At 58.3% G+C, this 23,369-nt stretch carries 18 protein-coding genes, 1 tRNA gene and 1 pseudogene; 13 read left to right on the plus strand and 7 right to left on the minus strand.

The genetic code is table 11. The annotated features are described in order from the left end of the window. Positions 1–92: 92 nt before the first annotated feature. Together PSEBG33_RS14075 and PSEBG33_RS14070 are read left to right on the plus strand one after the other, a co-directional pair. Positions 93–2,372, plus strand: coding sequence for an acylase (locus PSEBG33_RS14075; RefSeq protein ID WP_005788059.1), 2,280 nt, complete (start codon positions 93–95; stop codon positions 2,370–2,372). A 214-nt stretch (positions 2,373–2,586) separates the two neighbouring features. Next, positions 2,587–2,660, plus strand: a tRNA-Cys gene (locus PSEBG33_RS14070). A gap of 277 nt (positions 2,661–2,937) precedes the next feature. On the opposite strand, the gene PSEBG33_RS14065 is transcribed toward PSEBG33_RS14070, so the two are convergent. Next, positions 2,938–3,900: a LysR family transcriptional regulator gene (locus PSEBG33_RS14065; RefSeq protein ID WP_005788061.1), complete on the minus strand. Its 963-nt coding sequence runs from the start codon at positions 3,898–3,900 to the stop codon at positions 2,938–2,940. Between the two features lie 111 nt (positions 3,901–4,011). On the opposite strand from PSEBG33_RS14065, the pseudogene PSEBG33_RS30140 reads away from it, so the two are divergent. The 7 genes and pseudogenes from PSEBG33_RS30140 to PSEBG33_RS29550 all read left to right on the plus strand — a co-directional run. Further along, positions 4,012–4,090, plus strand: a pseudogene (locus tag PSEBG33_RS30140) (hypothetical protein); the annotation flags it as partial. 122 nt (positions 4,091–4,212) lie between these two features. After that, on the plus strand, positions 4,213–5,532 hold the full coding sequence (locus PSEBG33_RS14060) for a serine hydrolase domain-containing protein (RefSeq protein ID WP_005788063.1): 1,320 nt from the start codon (positions 4,213–4,215) through the stop codon (positions 5,530–5,532). Positions 5,533–5,835: 303 nt separating this feature from the next. Then, positions 5,836–6,588 (plus strand): alpha/beta hydrolase, encoded by a 753-nt coding sequence (locus tag PSEBG33_RS14055; RefSeq protein ID WP_005788065.1) that lies wholly within the window; start codon positions 5,836–5,838, stop codon positions 6,586–6,588. Between the two features lie 541 nt (positions 6,589–7,129). Then, positions 7,130–8,068 carry a DUF481 domain-containing protein gene (locus tag PSEBG33_RS14050; protein ID WP_232289424.1) on the plus strand — a complete coding sequence of 313 codons (939 nt, stop codon included), beginning with the start codon at positions 7,130–7,132 and terminating at the stop codon, positions 8,066–8,068. 128 nt (positions 8,069–8,196) lie between these two features. Then, complete coding sequence (locus PSEBG33_RS14045) at positions 8,197–9,177, plus strand: MBL fold metallo-hydrolase (protein WP_005788069.1); 981 nt, start codon at positions 8,197–8,199, stop codon at positions 9,175–9,177. Between the two features lie 586 nt (positions 9,178–9,763). Beyond that, positions 9,764–10,489 carry an META and DUF4377 domain-containing protein gene (locus PSEBG33_RS14040; protein WP_232289425.1) on the plus strand — a complete coding sequence of 242 codons (726 nt, stop codon included), beginning with the start codon at positions 9,764–9,766 and terminating at the stop codon, positions 10,487–10,489. 193 nt (positions 10,490–10,682) lie between these two features. Further along, the gene (locus PSEBG33_RS29550; protein ID WP_005788075.1) at positions 10,683–10,850 is read left to right on the plus strand and encodes a hypothetical protein; all 168 of its coding nucleotides are present in this window, start codon (positions 10,683–10,685) and stop codon (positions 10,848–10,850) included. A gap of 62 nt (positions 10,851–10,912) precedes the next feature. Here PSEBG33_RS29550 and PSEBG33_RS14035 read toward each other — a convergent pair whose 3' ends face one another. Further along, positions 10,913–11,158 carry a hypothetical protein gene (locus tag PSEBG33_RS14035; protein ID WP_005788077.1) on the minus strand — a complete coding sequence of 82 codons (246 nt, stop codon included), beginning with the start codon at positions 11,156–11,158 and terminating at the stop codon, positions 10,913–10,915. 553 nt (positions 11,159–11,711) lie between these two features. On the opposite strand from PSEBG33_RS14035, the gene PSEBG33_RS14030 reads away from it, so the two are divergent. Then, positions 11,712–12,695 (plus strand): GlxA family transcriptional regulator, encoded by a 984-nt coding sequence (locus PSEBG33_RS14030; protein ID WP_050549421.1) that lies wholly within the window; start codon positions 11,712–11,714, stop codon positions 12,693–12,695. 37 nt (positions 12,696–12,732) lie between these two features. Continuing rightward, positions 12,733–13,680, plus strand: a complete 948-nt coding sequence (locus PSEBG33_RS14025) for an ADP-ribosylglycohydrolase family protein (RefSeq protein ID WP_005788081.1) — start codon at positions 12,733–12,735, stop codon at positions 13,678–13,680. Here the strand turns inward: PSEBG33_RS14025 and PSEBG33_RS14020 are convergent. From PSEBG33_RS14020 to PSEBG33_RS14000, 5 genes are all read right to left on the minus strand, one after another. Beyond that, on the minus strand, positions 13,651–14,898 hold the full coding sequence (locus PSEBG33_RS14020; protein ID WP_005788083.1) for an NAD(P)/FAD-dependent oxidoreductase: 1,248 nt from the start codon (positions 14,896–14,898) through the stop codon (positions 13,651–13,653). The genes PSEBG33_RS14025 and PSEBG33_RS14020 overlap by 30 nt on opposite strands. Positions 14,899–14,900: 2 nt before the next feature. Then, positions 14,901–16,472 carry an aldehyde dehydrogenase (NADP(+)) gene (locus PSEBG33_RS14015; protein ID WP_005788085.1) on the minus strand — a complete coding sequence of 524 codons (1,572 nt, stop codon included), beginning with the start codon at positions 16,470–16,472 and terminating at the stop codon, positions 14,901–14,903. A 133-nt stretch (positions 16,473–16,605) separates the two neighbouring features. Next, positions 16,606–17,553, minus strand: coding sequence for a dihydrodipicolinate synthase family protein (locus PSEBG33_RS14010; RefSeq protein ID WP_005788086.1), 948 nt, complete (start codon positions 17,551–17,553; stop codon positions 16,606–16,608). A gap of 35 nt (positions 17,554–17,588) precedes the next feature. After that, complete coding sequence (locus PSEBG33_RS14005) at positions 17,589–18,515, minus strand: 4-hydroxyproline epimerase (RefSeq protein ID WP_005788088.1); 927 nt, start codon at positions 18,513–18,515, stop codon at positions 17,589–17,591. A gap of 11 nt (positions 18,516–18,526) precedes the next feature. Further along, positions 18,527–20,152: an APC family permease gene (locus PSEBG33_RS14000; RefSeq protein ID WP_005788090.1), complete on the minus strand. Its 1,626-nt coding sequence runs from the start codon at positions 20,150–20,152 to the stop codon at positions 18,527–18,529. 186 nt (positions 20,153–20,338) lie between these two features. Between PSEBG33_RS14000 and PSEBG33_RS13995 the strand changes: the two genes are divergently transcribed. Continuing rightward, a complete protein-coding gene (locus PSEBG33_RS13995) occupies positions 20,339–21,157 on the plus strand; it encodes an AraC family transcriptional regulator (RefSeq protein ID WP_005788092.1) in 819 nt (272 codons plus the stop codon). Between the two features lie 97 nt (positions 21,158–21,254). Then, entirely contained in the window at positions 21,255–23,318 is a 2,064-nt protein-coding gene (gene treS, locus PSEBG33_RS13990) for a maltose alpha-D-glucosyltransferase (RefSeq protein ID WP_005788094.1), read from the plus strand. Positions 23,319–23,369: the final 51 nt, after the last annotated feature.

The following is a 23,369-nucleotide window of genomic DNA, read 5'->3' on the forward strand; positions in this document are numbered from 1 at the left end:
CCATTCGTGGCTAAATTATTCCCGGTTAAATGCGTCCTTACGGTGGGGTAGTTGTATCTACCGAGGGTGTTCAATTTGACTGCGGGGTCTGCGTGATTATTTCCAACGGGTTGTCCAGAGTCTGCGTGGCAGGGGTGTTGCTGGGGCTGAGCTTTGCAGCTTCGGCGCGCGAGCATGTGGCTCAGGCGTCGGCCGATATCCGCCGTACCACTTACGGCGTGCCACATATCCGCGCCAATGACGAGCGTGGCCTGGGCTTTGGCATCGGTTACGCGTATGCCCAGGACAACCTGTGCCTGCTGGCCAATGAAGTGGTCACGGTGAACGGCGAGCGCGCGCGCTATTTCGGCCCCGAGCAGGCCACCCTGGAGGAACGCAACAATCTCGCCAGCGATGTGTTTTTTACCTGGCTCAATACACCCGGCGCGGTGCAGGCATTCTGGCGTGCGCAGACCCCGCAGATCCGCCAGCGTATCGAAGGCTACGTGGCCGGCTATAACCGCTATTTGAAGGAGCAGGGCGCACCTGCACAATGCCAGGCGGCGTGGGTACGACCGTTGGTTAAAGAGGATCTGGTCAAACTGACGCGCCGGTTGCTGGTAGAAGGTGGCATCGGTCAGTTCGCCGAAGCCTTGGTGGGCGCCACGCCACCCCAAGCCATCGCCGGTGTGCAACCCGGCGCGCAGGCATTTGCACAGGCCGCCGCGCATCAGCAACGCTTCAGCCTCGACCGGGGCAGTAATGCCGTCGCGGTGGGGCGTGATCGTTCTTTCAATGGCCGTGGGATGTTGCTGGCCAACCCGCATTTCCCATGGGTGGGTGGCATGCGTTTCTACGAAATGCACCTGACCATCCCCGGCCAGCTGGATGTAATGGGTGCCGCACTGCCAGGGTTACCCGTGGTGAATATCGGCTTCAACCAGCATGTGGCGTGGACGCATACCGTGGACACCTCCAAGCACTTCACCCTGTACCGGCTGACCCTGGACCCCAAGGATTCCACGCGCTATATGCTTGACGGCAAGTCCGTTGCTCTGGATAAAACCACGCTGACCGTGCAGGTCAAACAGGCCGATGGCAGCCTCAAAGACGTTGCCCACACCGTCTACAGTTCGCAGTTCGGCCCCGTGGTGCAATGGCCCGGCAAGCTGGACTGGGACAACAAGTACGCCTTCAGCCTGCGCGACGCGAACCTGGGCAACGACCGCGTGCTGCAACAGTGGCACGCCATGAATCGTGCGGGCAGCATCACTGAGCTGCAAACTGCGGTGCACACCTTTCAGGGCATCCCATGGGTCAACACCCTGGCTGCCGATGATCAGGGCCAGAGCCTGTACATGAACCTGTCGGTCGTACCCAACGTCAGCGCTGCCAAACTGGCGCAATGCAGCGACCCACGGGCCGGCCTGCAAATGATCATGCTCGACGGCAGCCGCAGTGCATGCGCCTGGGACATTGACCCCAAGGCTGCGCAAGCAGGGATCTTCCCGGCGGCGCAGTTGCCGCAGCTGCAACGCACCGACTATGTACAGCACTCCAACGACTCCGCCTGGATGGCCAACCCCAAGGCGCCGCTGAGCGGGTTCTCGCCGGTGATCAGCCAGGACAACATCGGCCTGAGTCCACGCGCACGTTTCGCCCTGCAACGCCTGCAATCCCTGGACAAACAGCCGATCAGCGTCAGCGACCTGCAAAATATGGTCATGGACAACGAGGTGTACCTGGCGGGCCAAGTCATGCCGGACCTGCTCGATTTTTGCGCCAACCAACTCGGCACCGACGCCGCCGCGCTCCAGCCACTGTGCACCAGCCTGAAAGCCTGGGACCGGCGCGCCAACCTCGACAGCGGCATCGGCCTGGTGCACTTCATCAACCTGATGCAGCACCTGCAGCAAACTCCCGACGCCTGGCGTGTCGCCTTCGACCCGGCCCACCCCCTGACCACGCCCCGCGGCCTCGCCATTGATCGCGCGCCGGTGGCCACCGCCCTGCGTGAAGCCATGCTGGCCTCCAGCGCAGACGTCAACCAACTCGGCCTGAGCCGTTGGGGTGAGATCCAGGTCAGCGGCCAAACCCCCATCCACGGCGGGCCGCAAGAGCTGGGTATCTACAACGCCATGCAAACCGTGCCCCGCGCCGACGGCAAACGCGAGGTCGTCAGCGGCACCAGCTACCTGCAAATCGTCACCTTTGATAACAACGGCCCCAACGCAGTCGGCGTGCTGGCGTTCTCCGAATCCAGCAACCCGGCGTCCCCTTACTCAAAGGACCAGACTCAAGCCTTCTCCGAGAAAAAACTGCGCCCGTTGCCGTTCACCGACGCTCAGATCAAGGCCGATCCGCAGTACCAACTCCACACCGTGAAGGAGTAGGGCAGGCCCGCAACCCCTTGATGCCAGAGCAGAATATTTTTTGAAATCAAGGGGTTGCAGGCATAGGCAAATGAGTACATAATGGCGCCCATCGAACGCAATGAAGCATTAAAAACTTCAATGTATTCAATGAGTTAGAGTATAGGCAAGCTTCACATAGCCCACTCAAGTTTGTATGCGGTGAATGTCAGCGACAAGGACATTGATCGTTTGAGGCCGAGTAGCAAAATGGTTATGCAGCGGATTGCAAATCCGCCTACGCCGGTTCGATTCCGACCTCGGCCTCCACTCTTAGAAACCCCGTAGATTAACGTCTACGGGGTTTTTTATTGCCTGTGATTTGAGAAGTGTTCCGCAACCCTACTCATTGTTGATCGCAATGAGGGGGCAGAACAATGCCAGGGGAGGGTGTGGTTGGCCTTTTGCTCCAGCAGATTGATCCATGTCGAAAGCAGCCTCCAACTCCCCCCAGCCCTGTATACAACGGAGGGGAAAGAGAGAAAGTTCGGTTCTCATGCAGGCCAGCGCTTCGTTTGCTCAGATGGAACTCGACCGTAGTCTGAAGTTAGTCTGAGATGACCGCTGGCTGAGTTACGACAGGTCGGCGTCTTTCTGCCTCGTCGACGATCAGTGCGATGGTTTTTCTGGCGATGGGTGACAACGTGCGGCCGGCATGAAACACGATGGTTTCCGGGATATAGCGCAGATGTGTGGGGATCGCGGGCTGGATTTTTTGGATTAGATCAATCAGCACCCCACTCCCCAGATCAGGCGCTAGCCAAGATTGCCAAGTGAGCAGTAGGGCGTCGCTAGTCAGCGTGGCCTGACGCAGGCAGTTCAGCTCATTGCACACCAATGTCCACGGCAGCAGTGTCGTCGAGGGCATTCCGAACAGCGCCCGGGCGTGCACGTCGTCCGTGGTCACGGCAGCCCACGGGTAGGCGAGTAGCTGCTGATACGTCACTGGCTCGACCTGTCGAGCCAGTGGGTGCTCATGGCGACAGAAGATAGAGGCCGGTTGTGGCGGCAAACTCCGAACGTCAAAGCGTGGGTCCACCCCCTGTTCGACCCGCACGCTCGCTACGACAAACTCGATGTCTTCCCGTGCCAGTTGGTTGGCCAGGTGATGCCAGTAATTGACCTCAGGGGTCACCACCAGCTTGGGCGAACTCTTGCGCAAGGCCAGCAGCACGTTGGGAAGGGTGGTGTTGGCGGTCATCATGCCGACGCCGAAGTTGAGTTCACCTCCCTGCCCCCCGGCGATGTCGCTGGCCTCCGCGACCAGCTTGTCGGCGCACGCCAGCATCTCGCGTGCCCGAGCAATGAGCTGGTGACCGGCGAATGTCAGCGTCACTGAACGGGTGTCCCGATCAAACAGGCGTACCCTCAGGTCTTTTTCCAGCGACTGGATGCTACGGCTGAACGCCGTCTGCGAAAGATGGGCTCGCTCTGCGGCCCGGGAGAAGTGTAGTTCCTCTCCAAGCAAGACCAGGTGACGAATTCGCTTCAAGTCAATTAAGTCGCTCAATGCATCAATCACTCTTCATATTTGCATTGGACGGTTGTACCTCACTCCCAGAAACTTCGCCAGAGTTTGCGCTTGGTTGGCAGCCTGTCCGTTTGCGTTTCGATGTCCTGAAACGATGACGGCCGGCTCAACTTTAAAAAAGAGTGAGACCTTCTCGAAGATCTTCAAAGGCATTCACGATCTGCAATTGAGTACAGAGCTCCGTGGTGATCTTGCGGCCTTAGGCCTAATTGGTTGCCGTGAATGGAAAAGGCCTGCCGGCCACCCGATTGCGACGCAATCCGAGTAATCAAGCGTGCGAAGGAGACAAACATGCAAGTGAAAATAGACGCTCTGCAAACCTTGCTGGGCAGCGCGACCCTGTCATGTTCCCAGGCTCAGGCTGACGTCCAGCCGCAGTTCCTCAGTGCCGACGCCAGCGATCCACAGGTCATAGGCTGGATGCAAGGTTCACCGCCGGCGCCGGAAAAGGTCGTGGGGTTCAGCAGCATCCTGCAGTTCCCGCAGACGCGCTGGTCGTTCTCGCATCTGCGCGAGCTGTTGCCAAGCGTGCAGGTCGCGCGTGGAAAGGGAGCAGCCAGCCCGTTACCTCGCGCCGAACGCGAAGACATCGACGCCCTGGTCTTCACTCCACTGGGCAGCGACCGCACTATGACCTGGGAACAGTCATTGAAGGCCAACTACACCGATGGGATCCTGGTACTGCACCGTGGGCAGGTGGTCTATGAACGCTACTTCGGCGCGTTGACTGATCAGGGCCAGCACATTGCGATGTCGGTCACCAAATCTTTTATCGGTACCTTGGGGGCGATGCTGGTCGAGGAAGGTAGTATCGACCCACAGGCGAAGGTCAGCCACTACGTTCTGGAGTTGAAGGACAGTGCATTTGGCGATGCCACGGTACGCCAGGTAATGGATATGACAGTCGGTGTTCGCTACTCGGAAGACTACGCCGACCCCAAAGCGGAAATCTGGGAGTACTTGCGAGCCGCCCATATGACGCCGCGGCCGGAGGGGTACGCCGGCGCTACCACGGTGACCGAATACCTGATGAAACTGCGCAAAGAGGGCGAGCACGGTCAGGCCTTTGCTTACAAGACGGTCAATACTGACGTTTTGTCTTGGGTGATCCAGCGCGCAACGGGGAAACCCATCGCGGTCAATCTACAAGAGCGCATCTGGAGCAAGCTGGGCGCCGAGCAGGACGCCTACTTGATCGTCGATGAAGTGGGTACCGCGTTTACCGGTGGCGGTTTCAACACCTCGTTGCGCGACTTGGCCCGTTTCAGCGAGATGATGCGCCTGGACGGCAAGTTTAATGGCCAGCAGATCGTGCCCAAGAGCGTGATCGCGGATATTCGCGGGGGCGCCAGCCAGCAAGACTTCGCGAAGGCGGGCTATGAGCTACTGCCAAACTGGAGTTATCGCGACATGTGGTGGGTGTCCCACGACACTCATGGCGTCTACTCGGCGCGTGGGCTTCACGGACAAAGCATGTATATCGACCCCAAGGCGAAAATGGTCATTGTGCGTTATGCCTCGCATCCCCTGGCTCGCAGTTCGAACTTCGATCCGACTACCTTGCCCGCCTATCGAGCGGTGGCCAATCACTTGATGACCAACTCACTATAGTGCGATGAAAAGCGGTAATAGCAGGCATTGGAGAATGGGCGGCAGTGTTCCGCGATGTACCGTTCGCCAATGCTGACTCGTTGATCAGCGCAGGTCTGAACGATTAATTATTTAACTTTTATATTTATACTGGGTGATACTGTGGGCTCGCTAACTAATCCTCAAAAGCCTAGTTTTAGAAGTCGCGCACTGATAGCCTATCTTTTGTTGATCAGGCGAAAATCAGTTTATGGCTCCTTGGACAAAGTGCTCAAGAGTTTTCGAAAATCACGAGAGCAGGGTCCTGCAAGACCAACTATTAAAATGCACAAAAAAATCTCTATCGAACTCCAGATAGTTGATGGTATCGAAGTCTACAGGCTAGCCCCTAAAAATGACCAAGCAAACTCAAAACATATTTTCTATCTTCATGGTGGTGCTTACGTTTGGCCTATCACATTTTTGCACTGGCGCTTCCTTCAAACGTTAGTCGAAAGATATGGCTATATTATCATAGTGCCGCTTTATCCTCTTGCACCAGAGACTAAATGTAAAATCGTTATTTTTCGCATGTTGTCTATATATAAGCTTGCTTGCTTTAACGCTCGATGTCACGCAATGAATGTAATGGGCGATTCAGCTGGCGGCGGCCTTGCAGTTGCCCTCTGCTACGCGTTGACGGACATCGGATGTATTCAACCTACAAAACTAGTATTGATCTGCCCATGGATGGATGTCACTTTGAGTAACGAGTTGATATCAAGAACGGAGAAGTCAGATCCAATGCTCTGCGCGAGAGGTTTAAGAGCGGCCGGCATGATGTATGCGGGAGGTCTCGGCACGGACCACGACTACGTAAGCCCGATTAACGGAGATCCAGAAAATCTACCTCCGATCCTTATTTTCGCTGGCACGCGCGACATTGCTCACCACGATGCAATCAATTTCTCTGAGAAAACGTTGGCACTCGGAGGTGAGGTTCAGTTGCATATAGGGCGAGGAATGATTCACGTATGGCCAATCTTCCCGATACCTGAAGCGAAACAAGCCATGGATAAAATAGCTTGTTTCCTTTAGCGTTAGTGCGAATGCCAACTGTCAGTTAAATTTGGCGTTCATGCAGGAGGTGGGAAAGTACACGTGAAAAAGTTCATTTTATCGCGGCGTGAGTTTGGCGCTTTAATGGCGCCCGTGTAGATCGGGTTTTCACCAATCGCTGTACAGCTTCCACATGGAATACCTTAAAGATGATGACTATTCATCGTGCATCGCCGGCACCAATTTGGCAGCAATCAAAGAACGCACAGGCATTGTTCGCGTTGCCGATAAGCTTGCCTTTGAGATGCAAAGAGTGAGCGCTTTTAATAAATATCCCCCTGGCTAAATAGCTTTATTTAGACACTAAGATCTCGCGGCTAACGACGGCATTGAAATTGCGATGCTGACTTCATGCTGCAGAGCGAACGGAGGGCGGTTCTTCGTAACGTAAAGCACGGTAATTGTAATATATGGTAGGTATCCCAAGCGCGGTAGGTTCGTCATGCGATTAGCGGCGGTGATGTTGTCGTGCTATGTCTGCGTGAGCGTTCTTTCACCATGCGCATCTGCGGACAATGTAATGCTGAAAAATGGTGACCATATCAGCGGAGACATTATTTTGATGGAGGGCGCAAATCTTGTTCTAAGTACGAGTTACGGAGGCGATATAACGATCAGTAAGGACCAGATTCAAACTTTGGAAAGCAAGCAGCCGCTCATGGTAAGGCAAGTGGGCCAGTTGCAAGGAACGGTTGAATCGATTCGGGCCGGTCCGCGAGGTAATGTGCAGCCTGCTGTAGGCGTTGGTTTGAATTTCGTCGACCTTAATAATATCGATCAGATTATGAAACCCCAACCCAACCTCAAGGCTGCAATCTGGAAGGGGAATATTGACCTTGCGCTTCATGCTGAAAAGGTTAAGACAGAGAAGGATAATGTTAACCTGGCAGCACAAACAAGTTTTGTCAGTGGCCCTTGGCGCCATAGCGCGATTGCTCACGTCCGCGAAGACGACGATGAGGTTGCAAGTACGGCAAACTGGAGTGCCGAGTACTCTGTGATTCGTTTCCTCACCGATAGATGGCTTTGGGAAGGCGGCTTGAGTTACAAAAAAGACCAGATCGAAAACCTACAAACTAGGCGAAAAATTGGCACCGGTCCCGGCTACCAATTCTGGGACGATCAATTAGGCAATCTTACCGTTGTTGCACTGCTAAATCGTATGCGATTCGGGTACTCAGGCGGTGGCAGTAATACGTTTTACTTCACATCTGCCCGCTGGGACTTCAAACGATATCTAGTCGGAAGAAAGTTTGAATTTTTCACATCGGGTGAGCTGGGAAGGCCGCTCAGTGATATAGCATACTATGCTTATGACTCTGAGCTAGGTTTGCGCTACAGCGTCACAGAATGGGCTTCCTTAAATTTGAAGTACGAACACGCGGTAGTCGCGGGTAAGTCCGATAATAGCAACTTGGACAGTGCTAGATATACAGCCGGTTTTGGTGTGAACTGGTGATGTATATTTTGGCTGCATCCACGATGCTGAGGCCGGGCGTACTATTTCCTAGCGGCTTAGATACAAAAATTTAGATCCGCCTATGCAGGCGAGCGATGCCTGTCCATTTCAATATCGGGAGATGAAGCGTGAGTCGTAGCAAAAAAATGTTGGGCTGTGCATTTGTTATTGCAGTGGTGGCAGGGGCGCTCTGGGGGACATGGAAATTTTCATCACCCTCGGTTCAACCCTTTGCTTCGCTAAGACCGCAAGGCGGTCAAGGATCTCCGGACTTGACGGTGCGTTTTCTGGGGGCTGGCACATTGAGCTTCGATGATGGGGAGACAGCAATCATGGAGGACGGTTTTTTCTCACGGCCCAGTATTTTTTCGGTGCTACTGACGCCTATACAGCCTAATGAGCAGCGCATCGATGCGAGTTTGCGCAGCGCTGGCATTTCCAAGCTTGCAGCGATATTCGTCGCGCACTCGCATTACGACCATGTCCTGGACAGTGGCTTGGTGGCTCTCAAAACAGGCGCTACCGTATTGGGTACAAAATCGACTGCCAACGCCGTTCTGGGTGCCGGATTACCTCCTGAGCGTATCAAGGTAATCAAAGACGGAGATTCTTTTTTGTTTGGTCAATTTCAAATCAAAGCCTTCGAGACCCCGCATTCACCACATCCCACCTCACCAGGCTTCATAGATCATCCGCTGCACACCCCTGTCCCGGAGGGGGATTTCAAAGTTGGCGAAAACTTCTCATACCTGATCACTCATGGCAGCCGCCGTCTTCTGGTGATCGCCAGTGGTAATTACAGTCCAGGCAAGTTCAAGGATGTCAGGGCAGATGTGGTGTTTCTCGGCATCGGAACTTTAGGTAAACAAACCCCGGAGTTTGTCGCTCAATATTGGCAAGAGACGGTTGTCCAGACGGGCGCTAAAATCGTGATCCCGATCCATTGGGATAATTTTTTTGAGCCCTTGGACCAACCGTTGACCGCTATGCCGCGCATACTGGACGCTTTCGATCAGAGCATGGCCATGTTGCTCCCCCTGGCACAACGGGACGCTGTGAAGGTGCAACTGCCTGTCGCTTTCGCCCCTATCGATCTAGATGCCCGGTAGACATCGAATAGGCCCGCCACACGGTTGGCCTACGGAAGCCACCGCCAAATTATGAGAACGCAAGGACCTAATTTTCCTGGAGAAATACGGGGGCGTCCAAAAAATAGCCCTATGTGCTCGCCCTTGTGTCGGTTGCAGGCAGCAGTAATCAGCCGATGCCGAGTTGTGGGAGAAACCCGGCGCCAGTCACCAGGATGTTGTTGCGTCCATGTTGGCGTGTGGTGAAAAGAATGGCTCCGGCGTTGATCCCAAGGCCAGCTTCCAAGAGATGGCCCAGCGATTTGTATGTATGAAGCGTGCGGGCTATACCCGGCGTGACGGTTTTGACATCTGTGCATTGCACCCCAAGGAGCCGTTGAAGGCCTGTGAGTCGGCGCAATGAGGCCACGGATTTTTATTGCCTGTGATTTGGCAGCGCTTCCAGCGCCCTTATTCAGTGCGTATGGTGGCAAGCGCAGGACTATGTCCGTACTTATCAAAGCTGACCGAGACAACCATGAAACAGAACATTCTTCTTGCAGCCGTTTGCGCTGTACTGATCCAGGGCTGTGCCTCCACCTCCAAAAGCCATGAGGACTCGCCCTCCATGCTCACGACTACCTCGGCTGCTGTAGCCCAGCCAGCTTTACCTGCCTATTACTGGAACCTGGTTTCGGCCAATGATGCTTCGGGTAAACCACTCGTCGCTCTGAACAAAGGCATCGAACGCAAGCTGCGCGTTTCCTTCGGTGACAAGAATCTGAATATCAGTGGTGGCTGCAACGGCCAGTTCGGCGGCTATCAGTATCAGGACGGGGTGTTGAAAGTGCAGTCACTGGCTTCAACGCTTATGGCTTGCGACAAGAGCCTGATGGACCTTGACGCAGAGGTCGCTCGACTGTTCAAGGGCGACCTGCGCGCCGTCATCACCGGCGACAACACGGCGCCGGTGCTGCAACTGACTACCGCCAACGGCTCGGTGCTCAGGCTGCAGGGCGAGGCTACGCCGCAGACGCGTTACGGGAGCAAGGGTGAGGTCAAATTCCTGGAGGTGGCCGCCAAGACCATCAAGTGCAGTCACCCGATGATTCCTGACTATCAGTGCCTTCAAGTGCGCGAGCGACGCTATGACGACGCCGGCCTGCAACTTGCGACCCAGGACGCATGGCATCCGCTGTATCAGCCTATCGAAGGCTTCGAGCATCATGACGGCGTGCGCACTGTGCTGCGGGTCAAGCAATACGAATGGAAAAATCCGCCCGCAGACGCACCTTCAAAGGTCTACGTACTGGATATGGTGGTCGAGCAGGACGCTTCCGGGACTAGTCAGTAACCGAGACCCTAAGCCGGTGACGTTCGAGAAAATGGCCGTTTTTCGACGAGTGACACGTCTAGATCAACGGTTTCAGCTCGGTTGGGGTTGTCACGTGTGTGTTTGCCAACTACCCTGAAAATGTTTGAATTATTACAAACAATTTCGGTTTGGCTTTTTTCGGTCAAACGACTTCAGGATGAGGGACGAAAAAATGTTTTCACACGAAGGTACCGCAATAGAGCTGTTGACCCTGGTTTTCGCCGTGACCGGCGTGCTGTTGATTGCCTGGTTTATTCACCATCAATACGAGCTCAGGTCACGTAAGCGTGTAAAAAAACAACAAGGTGGTAGTCAGCAGCCTTCCGCTCAAAACCGCTGATTGAGCATAAATCCGGGCCAGCCATTCGCGCCGGTTTCAGTCCGATGATCCGAGGCTCGGCGTCAGCCACTGGCCTCGGATCTATTGATTCTCTGGGCCTTGACTTCACTTGCGTAGGTTTCAAGCCTTTGCTGCTGGGCCGTGAGTAGCGCGCAGACCTTCGTTAACGTCGCCACGTTATTGGATGCTTCGCCTGTTGCCAATGCTGTCAGTTGCAACACCGACCAGCCGATAACCGCGCTGGCGTCTTCAAGGTCGTAGAACAATTCCTGTTGCGCTGTCCTGGGGCCGTCGAGGTCGTCTATCAAAAGCGTGCACTCTGTGTGGGGTAAAAAGCTTAAGTGTGTACGACAGGGTAGTCATACCGGCGCACAAGGGAAAATTACAGACAAAGAAAAGCCCGCGATGGGGGGCGGGCTAAAGGGGATGTTTTCAGGAGCTGTAGGCACAATAGGCGCTCGCCTGTGAAAGCTTTGTGAAACGCGCTCCTGAATTGAAATGCGCCTACACCGGCGAGATAGTCGCCAGCATCCCGATACCAATGGTCAGCACCAAAAAGCCGAACAGGAAAATTGCCATCTTGGTCATAAGGCCTCCGAAGGGAAGGGGGGACGACAGGAATGTCGGGATGGGGCTATTGTCCGCCTGGAGCGGTTTTCAATACAGGCGCAGATAGAAAAGAAAAAACCGTATCAGATTGCCCGTTAGCGCCTGCGCCGGGCCTTTTCAAGCCAACAGTTTTTATAAAGATCAGTGCCGCCCCCTGAGACAGCCACCGCATTTGCCCCTAAGATAGCGCCCACTGCATCAACAATAAAAGTGGGTCCACCCTCGATGGAAAGACGCCAGTTCAGCGGTGGCATGCAAGGCAAGAACCTGCGCTACCTCAACGATCCCTCCCGGCAAGCAGCGTTGGTGACCCGCGTCGGTTTCCTGCTGCTTGAACACTTCTCTCTGCCCGCTTTCACCCAGACCCTGGACACGCTGGTGACCGCCAATCTGTTGCGCCCCGAGTTATTTGCTTCGCGCACCTTCGGTTGGGGCGAAGGCGAAGTCATCAGTGACCTGGGCCTGGTCATCCGCCCCGATGCGAGCCTGGAACCTGCGGTCTTGCCGGACTTGGACCTGCTGGTCATCTGCGGGGGCTTTCGCACCGAACTCAAGGCCAGCGAACCCTTTATCCAGCTGTTGCGCAGCGCGGCCGAGGCGGGTGTCAGCCTGGCGGGTTTGTGGAACGGTTCGTGGTTTCTCGGTCGCGCCGGGCTGTTGCAGGGCTATCGCTGCGCCATTCACCCCGAGCACCGTCCGGCGCTGGCGGAAGTATCCAAAGGCGCCCAGGTCACCAGCGAGCCCTATGTGATCGACCGTGATCGCCTCACTGCGTCCAGCCCCTCCGGTGCTTTCCACATGGCGCTGGACTGGATCAAGAGCCTGCATGGCAAAGCATTGGTCGAAGGTATCGAAGATATCCTGGCGTTCGAAGAGTCGCGCTATCGCCGTATCAAACCCACCGAAAACGTCTGTGTCAGCGCGCCGCTGCGTGAAGTGGTGAAGTTGATGGACGCCAACCTCGAAGAACCCCTGGAACTCGACCAACTCGCCGTCTATGCCGGTCGCTCCCGCCGCCAACTGGAGCGCCTGTTCAAGGAGCAACTGGGAACTACGCCGCAGCGCTACTACATGGAACTGCGCGTGACCGAAGCGCGGCGCCTGTTGCAGCATACCGAGCTGTCACAGGTGGATGTGCTGGTAGCGTGCGGGTTTGTCTCGCCGAGCCATTTCAGCAAGTGCTACAGCGCGTATTTCGGATATCGCCCCTCCAAGGAGAAGCGGTTGGTCAGGTAACGTGGCAGGAGTTGAAGCGCCTTCTGAAGGAATGGAAATGGTCATAACGCTTATGGATCGTTATCGCGGCAGCTTGCTTGGGCTGGCGTGCGGCGACGCAGTAGGAACCACGGTTGAATTCATGCCCCGCGGCAGCTTTTCTCCCGTCACAGATATGCTTGGAGGCGGGCCGTTCAATCTCAAGCCTGGCCAATGGACGGACGACACGTCCATGGCGCTGTGTCTGGCCGAAAGCTTGTTGCACAAGGGCGGCTTCGATGCGAACGACCAGATGGGACGTTATCTGAATTGGTGGAAGTGCGGGTATCTGAGTTCCACCGGCGAGTGTTTCGATATCGGGATGACGATTCGCGATGCGTTGGCGATGTTTCAGCAAACTGGCGACGGTTTTTCGGGCTCAACGAATCCCTATTCCGCCGGTAATGGGTCAATGATGCGCCTTGCGCCTGTGGTGTTGTTCTATTTCCCAGACTTGGAAAACATCCGGCATTTTACTGCGCAAAGCTCACGCACAACCCATGCTGCCCAGGAAGCGATCGAGTGTTGCCAACTGTTGGCAGAAGCCATCAGTAACGCATTGAACGGTGCTTCGAAAGGCGAAGTACTGAGCTTCTCAAACACCTCTTTGTCAGCTCCAAAGGTCACGGCTATCGCACGCGGCGAATACCGCGATAAAACGCACACTGAAATCGTCGGCTCAGGTTACGCGGTGGCTTCCCTGGAGGCCGCATTCTGGTGCTTCGATCACACTGCCAGTTTCGCTGAGGCTGTGCTTGCTGCCGCAAATCTGGGGGATGACGCTGACACCACCGCCGCAATCGTAGGTCAATTGGCAGGTGCATATTATGGTGTGCACGCTATCCCTATCGGTTGGCTGGACAAGCTATGTATGCACGATGAAATCCAAGACACCGCTGATGCCTTATACAGTGCCTCGCTCATGCAGCGACAAGGCTCAGAATCGCTCCAATCGATAGGGCCGTAACTCAGCCACCCGCTCTCCCGTCGCAAGTTGCCCAACCCTTTCGGCGGTCACCGCCGCCTGTGTCAGCCCCAAATGCTGGTGCCCGAACGCAAGCAGCACTTTGCCGTCGCACACCCGGTCGATGATCGGCAGCGAGTCGGGCAGGGAGGGGCGAAACCCCATCCAGGGGGTGGCTTGGCTGTCGCTCAGGTCGTGACGAAACAGCCCTTTGCTCAGACGGTGCAGTTGCCAGGCCCGTTGCATATTGGCCGGGCGGTCGAGTCCGGCGAATTCGACTGTGCCGGCCAGGCGCAAACCGCCGGACAGGGGGGTCATGATGAATTTGCGCTCCAGCGAAGTGACGGCAAAGGGCAGGCGCTGATGCTCGTGGGGCAGCATCAGGTGATAACCGCGCTCGGTGTCCAGCGGCACCTGTTTGCCGGTCAGTGCGGCGGTGAGTTTGGCCGAGTGCGCACCGCAGGCGATCAGTACTTGGCGTGCCGTCAGTACGCCTTGGTCGGTCATCAGTGAAACGCCGTTGCCCTCCAGGCGTCCATCCAACACGCGCTGCTTCAGAAATTGCACACCCTCGGCCTTGGCCGCGTTCACCAGTTCGCCCACCACGGTGTACGGGTCGAGAAAGTGCCCGGTAGTGGGGAAGAACAATCCGCCTTGTATCGCGTCGCTCAGTTGTGGCGCGGCCTTGCGCACCGCATCGCCGCTCCAGAAGTTCACCGCTACGCCTTGCTGAGTCATGCGCTGCTGCAACGCATCGATGGCAGCGCGGGATTCGGCGCGCTCAAACACCAGCAGCGAGCCGTCTTCACGCAACAAATGCGCTTGCCCAATGGAGTGCAGCAAGCGCTGCCACGCGCCCAGGCTGCCTTCGTTCAATGCACGCAGACCGGCCACGGTGCGCTGGTAGCTTGCCGGTCGCAGATTCAACAATAGGCGAATAAACCAGGGCAGGGCGCGGGGCAGGTAGGTCCAGTCCAGGCGCAGTGGGCCCATGGGGTCCACGAGCATGGCTGGTAAGCGCTTGAGGATCGACAGGTCGGCGATGGGAAATACCTGCTCCGTCGCCAGGTGACCGGCATTGCCGTAGGAGGCGCCCATGCCCGGCGCCTGCGTGTCGACCACCAGCACTTGGCGGCCCTGGCGCGCCAGCTGCAAGGCACAGGCGACGCCGATGATGCCGGCGCCGACCACCACAATGTCTGCTTGATTGGGCTGGGCCATGGCTACGCCTCTCTCTGGCCGTCAAGCAGGCGCCGCAGCCCTAGCGGGTTGTCGTGCCCGAGCGCAGCGGGCAGTAAGGCATCCGGAAAATCCTGATAGCACACCGGCCGCAGGAACCTGTGGATCGCCGCCATACCCACCGAGGTGCTGCGCGCATCCGAGGTCGCCGGGAAGGGCCCGCCGTGCACCATCGCGTCGCACACTTCCACGCCGGTCGGCCAGCCATTGACCAGCAGGCGCCCGGCCTTGCGCTCCAGCACGGGCAGCAGGGTCCGGGCTTGTGGCAGATCCAGGTCATCCATATGCAAGGTCGCGGTGAGTTGACCTTCCAGGTGTTCGGATACCCGTCGCACTTGCTCGGCATCGTCGCATTCCACCACCAGCGAGGCGGCGCCGAAGACCTCGGCCTGCAGGTGTTCGTTGCTCAGGAATGCCTGGGCCTGGGTTACGAACAGATGGGCCTGGCCTTGGTTCGGCCCAGCTCCCGCCAGGCCCTTGGCGGCGACTTGGGCGTGCCGGGCCAATGCACTCACGCCGGTTTCGTAGGCGCTGAAAATGCCCGGGGTGAGCATGGTCTGCGCCGGGCACCGTGGAAGCAGATCACTGGCGACCTTGATAAATCGGTCCAGGGCGCTGCCTTTCACGGCGATTACCAAGCCAGGGTTGGTGCAGAACTGGCCGGCACCTTGGCTCAGTGACGCGACGAAACCTTCGGCCAATGCCTCGGCCCGTGCTTCAAGCGCGGCAGGAAACAGGTACACAGGGTTGATCGAACTCATTTCCGCATACACCGGGATCGGCTCAGGGCGTGCCTGCGCAGCCTGGCACAGGGCGATACCGCCACCGCGTGACCCGGTAAAACCCACGGCTTTGATGCGCGGGTCGGTCACCAGTGCGACACCCAACTCGTTACCCGAGCCATAGAGCAGTGAAAACACGCCCTCGGGCAAGCCGCACTGTTTTACTGCCTGTGCAATGGCACTGCCCACCAGCTCACTAGTGCCAGGGTGGGCGTTGTGAGCTTTAACGATGACCGGGCAGCCCGCCGCCAGCGCCGATGCGGTATCGCCGCCCGCCACGGAGAAGGCCAGGGGAAAGTTGCTGGCACCAAACACCGCTACCGGGCCCAGGGCGATATGGCGCTGGCGCAGGTCGGCACGGGGCAGGGGCTGGCGTTGGGGTTGCGCGTTATCGACCCGTACGTCGAGCCACTCGCCCAGGCGTACAGTGCGTGCAAAGGCGCGCAACTGCCCGCAGGTGCGGCCGCGCTCACCTTCAATACGCGCGCGGGGCAGACCGGTCTCTGTGCTGGCGCGTTCGATCAGCTCATCGCCCAGGGCTTCGATGTTGTCGGCGATGGTTTCAAGAAACCTGGCGCGATCTGCCAGGGACGTTTCGCGATACATATCGAAGGCAGCCCAGGCCAGTGCGCAGGCCTGTCCCACGTGTTCGGTATCGCCGCCGGCGTAGGCGGGTTCCAGTGGCGTGTCGGTGGCTGGGTTGATGGCCCGGATCGCATCGCGACGGCCATGAAGGGATTGCTGACCGATCAGCATCTTGCCTGTCAGAGTCATGGGGGCATCCTGGAAAATAGAGGGTTGTTTTAGGAGCGAGCTTGCTCGCGAAAAAAGTGCATATAACGCGTTTATTCAGGATGAACGCGTTATCGTTAACGACCTTCGCGAGCAAGCCCACCCCTACAGAAAATCAAGCGACGTTTTGTTCCGCCGACCAGTTGGCATACCACTGGCGGAACAGCGCGTACTGCTGCTCGGCATAGCGGCGCTGGGCAGCGCTGAGCACATCGGTTTCGTTGAAGTGCAGGGCGTAGCCCTGATCGCCGTTGAGCACCATCAAATGCTTGTAATACAGCACCAGGTCACAGCCCTCATCGAACGACGACAGCACCGCCAGCGCAGCTTCCAGTTCGCGGGCCTGGCGCCGCGCCTTGGCATCACCCTTGGCGGCCTTTTTGCTCAGGGCCACCAGTTGCAGCACTTCCCGAGGCAAGGCGTTGCCGATGCCGGTGATGGCGCCGGTGGCGTTGCAATTGACGAAGCCGTGCACCACTTGCGTATCGACGCCAACCATCAGCGTTACGTCATCGTCCTGGGAGGTAATGTTTTCTGCGGCGTAGCGCAGGTCGGCGCCGCCGCCGAATTCCTTGAAGCCAATCAGGTTCGGGTGTTCGCGGCGCAGTTCGAAAAACAGATCGGCGCGGGTGGCGAAACCGTAGTAGGGGCTGTTGTAGATCACCGCCGGCAGGTTGGGCGCGGCGTTGAGGATCGCTGCAAAGTGGGCTTTTTGTGCGGTGACCGAAGCCCCACGGGACAGAACACGGGGAATCACCATCAAACCATGGGCGCCGACTTTGGCGGCATGGGCTGCGTGGGATACGGCCTCACGGCTGTTCACCGCACCGGTGCCGACGATGGTCGGCACGCCGGCCGCGACCAGACGCGCCACGCCTTCCTGGCGCTGGGCCTCGGTGAGCAGCGGCCAATCGCCCATGGAGCCGCAATACACCACTGCGCTCATGCCGATATCAATCAGCTCGCGGCCTTTGGCGACCAGTGCGTCAAAGTCCGGTTGGCGCTCGGCAGTGCAGGGGGTCATCAGGGCGGGCATGCAGCCGGTGAAGATGTTGTCGCTCATGGTGCTAACTCCATTCAGGTTAATAAATAAAAGGCTCAGATGCCCCAGGCAAACGGGTCCTGCTCGTCGATCAGCAAGGTGCTGTCGGCGGTCATGAAGGCGCGGCCGGTGATGAAGGGACTCACGCGTTCGCCTTCCCATTCATAGCGGCCCTGGAAGTGGCTGCCGGTGATGCTGGCTTGTACCCAGGTCTGCCCCGCCGCGAGTTTTCCATCGGCGGCCAGGCACGCGAGCTTGGCGCTGGTGCCGGTGCCGCAGGGGGAGCGGTCATAGGCTTTGCCGGGGCACATCACGAAGTTGCGGCTGTCGGCGTGGGCGTCGTCGGCGAACAGTTCGACATGGTCGATCAACGCGCCGTCTGCGCCGTGAATACCTTGGGCCTCAAGGGCCTTGAGCATCGCCCAGGTGTAGTCGGTCAAAACGTCAACGTTGCTCATCTGCAGGGCCTGGCCGTGGTCCGACACCAGGAAAAACCAGTTGCCGCCCCAGGCGATGTCGCCCAGCACCACGCCATACCCGGGCACCTGCACCGGTACCTGCTGGCGGTAGCGGTAGGCGGGCACGTTGCGCAGGGTTACGCCACCGTCTTCGTGCAGCGTGGCTGCCACCGGGCCTACCGGGGTGTCGATGGTGTGGACACCTGGCGCGATAAGGCCGAGGTAATGCAGGGAGGCGACCAGGCCGATAGTGCCGTGGCCGCACATGCCGAGGTAGCCGGCATTGTTGAAGAAAATCACTCCACAGGTGGCGCCCGGCGTGACCGGCGCGCAGTACAGTGCACCGACCAGCACATCGTTGCCCCGTGGCTCCAGCAGGCAGGCGCGACGCCATTGATCGTGATGAGTGCGCAGATCTTCAAGCTGCTCGGCGACGGTTGTGCCCGCCAAAGCCGGGAAGCCGTTCATGATCAGGCGCGTGGGTTCGCCACCGGTGTGGGAGTCGATTACATGCAGTCGCTTCATGGAAGGTTCCATCAGTGAGTGGCCGCCGAGAGGGGAGTGTCGTAGTGGCTGTCAGTGACCGCTTCGCTTTCATCGTCTTCGGTCTCCAGGCGCACCAGGTGGGCCGGCACACCGGTGGCGGCGCCCCAGTAGTAGATGCCCAGGGCGCAGGCCGCTACGACCAGTGTGTCAAACGGGTGGCTGATCACGCCGATACCGCCAAAGCTGCCGAGCTTGGAGAGCAAAATGGTCACGGCGTAGAAGCCGATCAGCCAGGCCGAAGAGCGCACTTGCTGCTTGAGATTGAGGTGCGCGGTCGGTACCCAGCGTGCACAGAGCAGGTACACCACAAACATCAGGATTTGCAGGCCCAACAGCCATGACACCGTATTCCAGCCTGACCAATACACGATCAGCGCGGCGATGATGAATGACAGCGGACCCAATACCGCCATGCCCTTGACCCGGAACGGCCGCGCCATGTCCGGTGCATTGCGGCGCAGAGCGGCGACGGTCACCGGGGCCACGGCGTAGCTCAGGATCAACGCGGCGGATACCACGTTGATCAGCGCTTCCCAGGAAGGGAACGGCAGGGTCCAGAACACCGACAGGCCAAAGGTCAGCCACAGCGCCGGACGCGGGATGCCGGACTTTTCATCGATGCGCGTGAAGATCTTGAAAAAGGTGCCGGTCTGCGCCCAGCCATACACCACGCGCGGGGTGGCGTTCATGTAGATATTGCCGCAGCCGCTGGGGGAGATCACCGCATCGGCCACCACCAGATAAGCCAGCCAACCTACACCCAGCGCCAGAGCGATATCGCGATATGGCAGGGCCAGCTCCTTGCTGATGCCGGCCCAGCCATTGGCGAGCATTTCGGTGGGCACACCGCCGAGGAACGCGGTTTGCAGCAGCACATAGATGGCAGTCGACAACAGTACCGAGAGGATCAACGCGATGGGGATGGTGCGCTGCGGGTTCTTGACTTCGCTGGCCACTGAAATGATCGGCGTCAGCCCCAGGTAGGCGAAGATCACGCCGCCAGCCGACACCGCCATCTCAATGCCCGAGAGGCCGAACGGTGCAAAACCATGCATCTGGAAGTTCGCCGGTTTGAAGAAGGTGAACAGCACACCGATCACCAGCAACGGCACGATGAACTTGAACACGCTCACCAGGTTATTGGCGATGGCAAAGGTCTTGACGCTGCGGTAGTTGAGGATAAAGAACAGGCATAGCAGCGCGAACTGCACCAGCCAGCCCAGGGTGGTCGGGTCGCTGGAACCGGCCTTGGTCAACTCCGGAAACCACGCTGCAGCGTATTGGCGCGAGGCAACCACTTCAATCGCCACCAGGCTGGAAAACGCGATCAGCGTGATAAAGCCCATCAGGTAGCCCAGCAACGGGCCATGGGAGTACACCGGGTAACGCACTACGCCACCGGCGCGGGGCAGGGCGGCGCCGAGTTCGCAATAGACAATGCCCAGCAACAGCACGGCGAAACCACCCAGCAACCAGGAAAAAATCCCCGCCGGGCCGGCGATGGCCGACACATGACTGGCGGCGAATAACCAACCCGAACCGAAGATGGCTCCCAGCCCGATAAAGGTGAGGTCCATCAGTGACAACTGTTTCTTGAACTTGCCTTGGCCTGACATAGCGGCGCCTTCTTGTGAGTTATTGGATAGGCATGCAGTGGCGCTATCGTGAACCCGCCAGCCCGGCGGCGATTGATGTTTTACGTGGGGATGAATGACGAATTCAGCACAATTTCTCGCACTCGACAGCGCCCGGCACATGGCGCAATCTGCTGGCCGTCGATCAATAAAAGGGCGGTGAAAGTCATGTTGCACAGCGCGTTTGCGAGCCTTCTCCACGGCAGCCGCCCCGACAGCATCGAGCAGCTATTGAACGGGGTAGAGCAGTTATTACCGATGTTCGACGTGCTGCCCAACGCCGCGATTTTTATCAAGGACATCGACGCCCGCTACGTGCTCGCCAACCGCACCCTGGTGCAGCGCTGCGGCCTGAGGCAGTTGCAACCGCTGCTGGGCAAGACCAGCGCCGAGGTGTTCCCTGCACAACTGGGGCCTGGCTATACCGAGCAGGATCGGCGTGTGCTCGAACGGGGGCAGGTGTTGGAGGATCAGCTTGAATTACACCTCTACGGCACCCGCGAACCCGGCTGGTGCCTCACGCACAAATGGCCGCTGTACAACCGGCTCGGTGCAATCATCGGCTTGGCCGGGATTTCGGTAGACCTGCAATCGGCCAGCGAAACCCACCCGGCTTATCAACGCCTGGCGGCGGTGGATGAACACATCCGCGCCCACTTCAACCGCCGCGTCACCTTGGGTGAGTTGACCCGTATCGCCGGGATTTCCGTGGCGCAACTGGAGCGCTACTGCAAACGCGTTTTCCACCTGACGCCCCGGCAGATGATCCAGAAGGTACGCCTGGAACATGCCCGGCGGCTGTTGCATAGCGAGCTGCCGATTACCGAGGTGGCATTGCAATGCGGGTACACCGACCACAGTGCGTTTACCCGCCAGTTCAAGGCATCGACCGGCTTCACCCCCAGGCAGTATCGGCAGACAACGCCAAGAGACAAGACAGACGAAAATCTAGTGTGGGAGGGGCGGTGCGACGATTCGACATTTTAGATTGCGGCCGGCCCTGGCTCTATTTCAATGCAACGAATGGCGCGCACGCCCCTCATATGCTTACGAGTAACCTTTAACGACCACAGGTACCGAGCTTATGACCGCGGCGAACAACGATCATGTGAACTGGCTGGTGCAACAATCCATGCTGCACGCGGCGCGGCAGCGGGCCAAGCTCTACTCCGGGCAAGGGCGCTTGTGGCAGCAGCCCTACGCGCATACCCGGCCGCGTGATGCGTCAGCCTTGTCGTCAGTGTGGTTCACCGCCTACCCGGCGTCGATTGTCACCCGCGAAGGCGGCACGGTGCTCGAAGCGCTGGGGGATGAAACCCTGTGGCATGCCTTGTCGAAAATCGGCATTCAAGGCATTCACAACGGCCCATTGAAAAAGTCCGGTGGCTTGGCTGGCACCGAACACACCCCGACCATCGATGGCAATTTTGACCGCATCAGCTTCGACATCGACCCGCAACTGGGCACCGAGGCGCAGTTGCAGGCCTTGACGCGCATGGCCGCCGCGCACAATGCGGTGATCATCGACGATGTAATCCCATCCCACACCGGCAAGGGCGCGGACTTTCGCCTCGCGGAGATGGCCTACGAGGACTACCCCGGGCTGTACCACATGGTGGAAATCCGTGAGGAAGATTGGCCGTTGCTGCCGGACGTGCTCGAGGGCCGTGATGCGCAGAACCTCAGCCCGATGCAGGTGGATGCGCTGCGCGACAAGCACTACATCGTTGGCCAGTTGCAGCGGGTGATCTTCTTCGAACCCGGGGTAAAGGAAACCGACTGGAGCGCCACGCCAGAGGTGGTCGGCGTGGATGGCAAACCACGGCGATGGGTGTACCTGCATTACTTCAAGGAAGGCCAGCCGTCGCTCAATTGGCTGGACCCCTCGTTCGCCGCGCAGCAGATGATCATCGGTGATGCGTTGCACGCCATTGATGTGATGGGCGCAAAGATCCTGCGCCTGGACGCCAACGGTTTTCTCGGTGTGGAGCGCAAGCTCGATGGTACGGCCTGGTCGGAAAGCCATCCGCTGTCGATCACCGGCAACCAGTTGCTCGGCGGCGCAATTCGCAAGGCCGGTGGTTTCAGCTTCCAGGAACTCAACCTGACTGTGGATGACATTGCCTCCATGTCCCACGGCGGTGCAGACCTGTCATACGACTTCATCACCCGGCCGGCCTACCAGCACGCGTTGCTGATGGGCGACACCGAATTCCTGCGCCTGATGCTGCGCCAGATGCACACGCTGGGCATCGACCCGGGTTCGTTGATCCACGCGCTGCAGAACCACGACGAACTGACCCTGGAACTGGTGCATTTCTGGACGCTGCACGCCCATGACACCTTCCTGTTCCAGGGCCAGACTTTTCCCGGCAACATCCTGCGCGAGCATATCCGCGAGCAGATGTACGAACGCCTGACCGGTGAACATGCGCCGTACAACCTCAAGTTCGTCACCAACGGCGTGTCCTGCACCACGGTCAGCATCATCACTGCTGCCTTGGGCATTCGTGACCTTGAGGCGATTACCCAGGCTGATACCCAGCAGATTCGCCAGATCCATTTGCTGCTGGTGATGTACAACGCCATGCAGCCTGGGGTGTTCGCGTTATCCGGCTGGGACCTGGTGGGCGCGCTGCCGTTGGCGGCCGAAGACGTGGCGCACCTGATGGCCGATGGTGATACCCGCTGGATACATCGCGGCGCTTACGATCTGGTGGACCTGAACCCCGAGGCCGAGCTGTCGGCCGGGCAGATGCCGCGCTCCAAAAGCCTGTACGGCAGCCTGAACCACCAGTTGCAGGATCCGGATTCATTCGCTTCGCAACTGCAGAAAATCCTCAGCGTACGCCGCGCCTACGACATCGCCGCGAGCCGTCAGATCCTGATACCGGATGTCGAGCATCCGGGGTTGCTGGTCATGGTTCACGAACTGCCGGCGGGTAAGGGGACGCAGATCACTGCGCTGAACTTTGGTGCCACGCCGATCACCGAATCCCTGCACCTGCCTAACATCGCGCCGGGGCCGGTGGTGGATATCATCAATGAGCGTGTAGAAGGGGACCTGACAGAGGAGGGCACGTTCACGATTACGCTGGATGCCTATGAAGGGCTGGCATTGCGGGTAGTGAGCAGCACGCCGATGTAAATGGATATTGGCCCGACGTAGGAGCGAGCTTGCTCGCTCCTACACCTGGCA

This window comes from Pseudomonas synxantha BG33R (assembly GCF_000263715.2).
GTDB lineage: Bacteria > Pseudomonadota > Gammaproteobacteria > Pseudomonadales > Pseudomonadaceae > Aquipseudomonas > Aquipseudomonas synxantha_A.

Bases quoted from the DNA above. Each gene is read 5' to 3' on its own strand.
- PSEBG33_RS14060 (WP_005788063.1), top strand. From the start codon at position 4,213: ATGCAAGTGAAAATAGACGCTCTGCAAACCTTGCTGGGCAGCGCGACC.
- PSEBG33_RS14055 (WP_005788065.1), top strand. From the start codon at position 5,836: ATGCACAAAAAAATCTCTATCGAACTCCAGATAGTTGATGGTATCGAA.
- PSEBG33_RS14050 (WP_232289424.1), top strand. From the start codon at position 7,130: ATGCTGAAAAATGGTGACCATATCAGCGGAGACATTATTTTGATGGAG.
- PSEBG33_RS14040 (WP_232289425.1), top strand. From the start codon at position 9,764: ATGCTCACGACTACCTCGGCTGCTGTAGCCCAGCCAGCTTTACCTGCC.
- PSEBG33_RS29550 (WP_005788075.1), top strand. From the start codon at position 10,683: ATGTTTTCACACGAAGGTACCGCAATAGAGCTGTTGACCCTGGTTTTC.
- PSEBG33_RS14030 (WP_050549421.1), top strand. From the start codon at position 11,712: ATGCAAGGCAAGAACCTGCGCTACCTCAACGATCCCTCCCGGCAAGCA.
- PSEBG33_RS14025 (WP_005788081.1), top strand. From the start codon at position 12,733: ATGGTCATAACGCTTATGGATCGTTATCGCGGCAGCTTGCTTGGGCTG.
- PSEBG33_RS14020 (WP_005788083.1), bottom strand. From the start codon at position 14,898: ATGGCCCAGCCCAATCAAGCAGACATTGTGGTGGTCGGCGCCGGCATC.
- PSEBG33_RS14015 (WP_005788085.1), bottom strand. From the start codon at position 16,472: ATGACTCTGACAGGCAAGATGCTGATCGGTCAGCAATCCCTTCATGGC.
- PSEBG33_RS14010 (WP_005788086.1), bottom strand. From the start codon at position 17,553: ATGAGCGACAACATCTTCACCGGCTGCATGCCCGCCCTGATGACCCCC.
- PSEBG33_RS14005 (WP_005788088.1), bottom strand. From the start codon at position 18,515: ATGAAGCGACTGCATGTAATCGACTCCCACACCGGTGGCGAACCCACG.
- PSEBG33_RS14000 (WP_005788090.1), bottom strand. From the start codon at position 20,152: ATGTCAGGCCAAGGCAAGTTCAAGAAACAGTTGTCACTGATGGACCTC.
- PSEBG33_RS13995 (WP_005788092.1), top strand. From the start codon at position 20,339: ATGTTGCACAGCGCGTTTGCGAGCCTTCTCCACGGCAGCCGCCCCGAC.
- treS (WP_005788094.1), top strand. From the start codon at position 21,255: ATGACCGCGGCGAACAACGATCATGTGAACTGGCTGGTGCAACAATCC.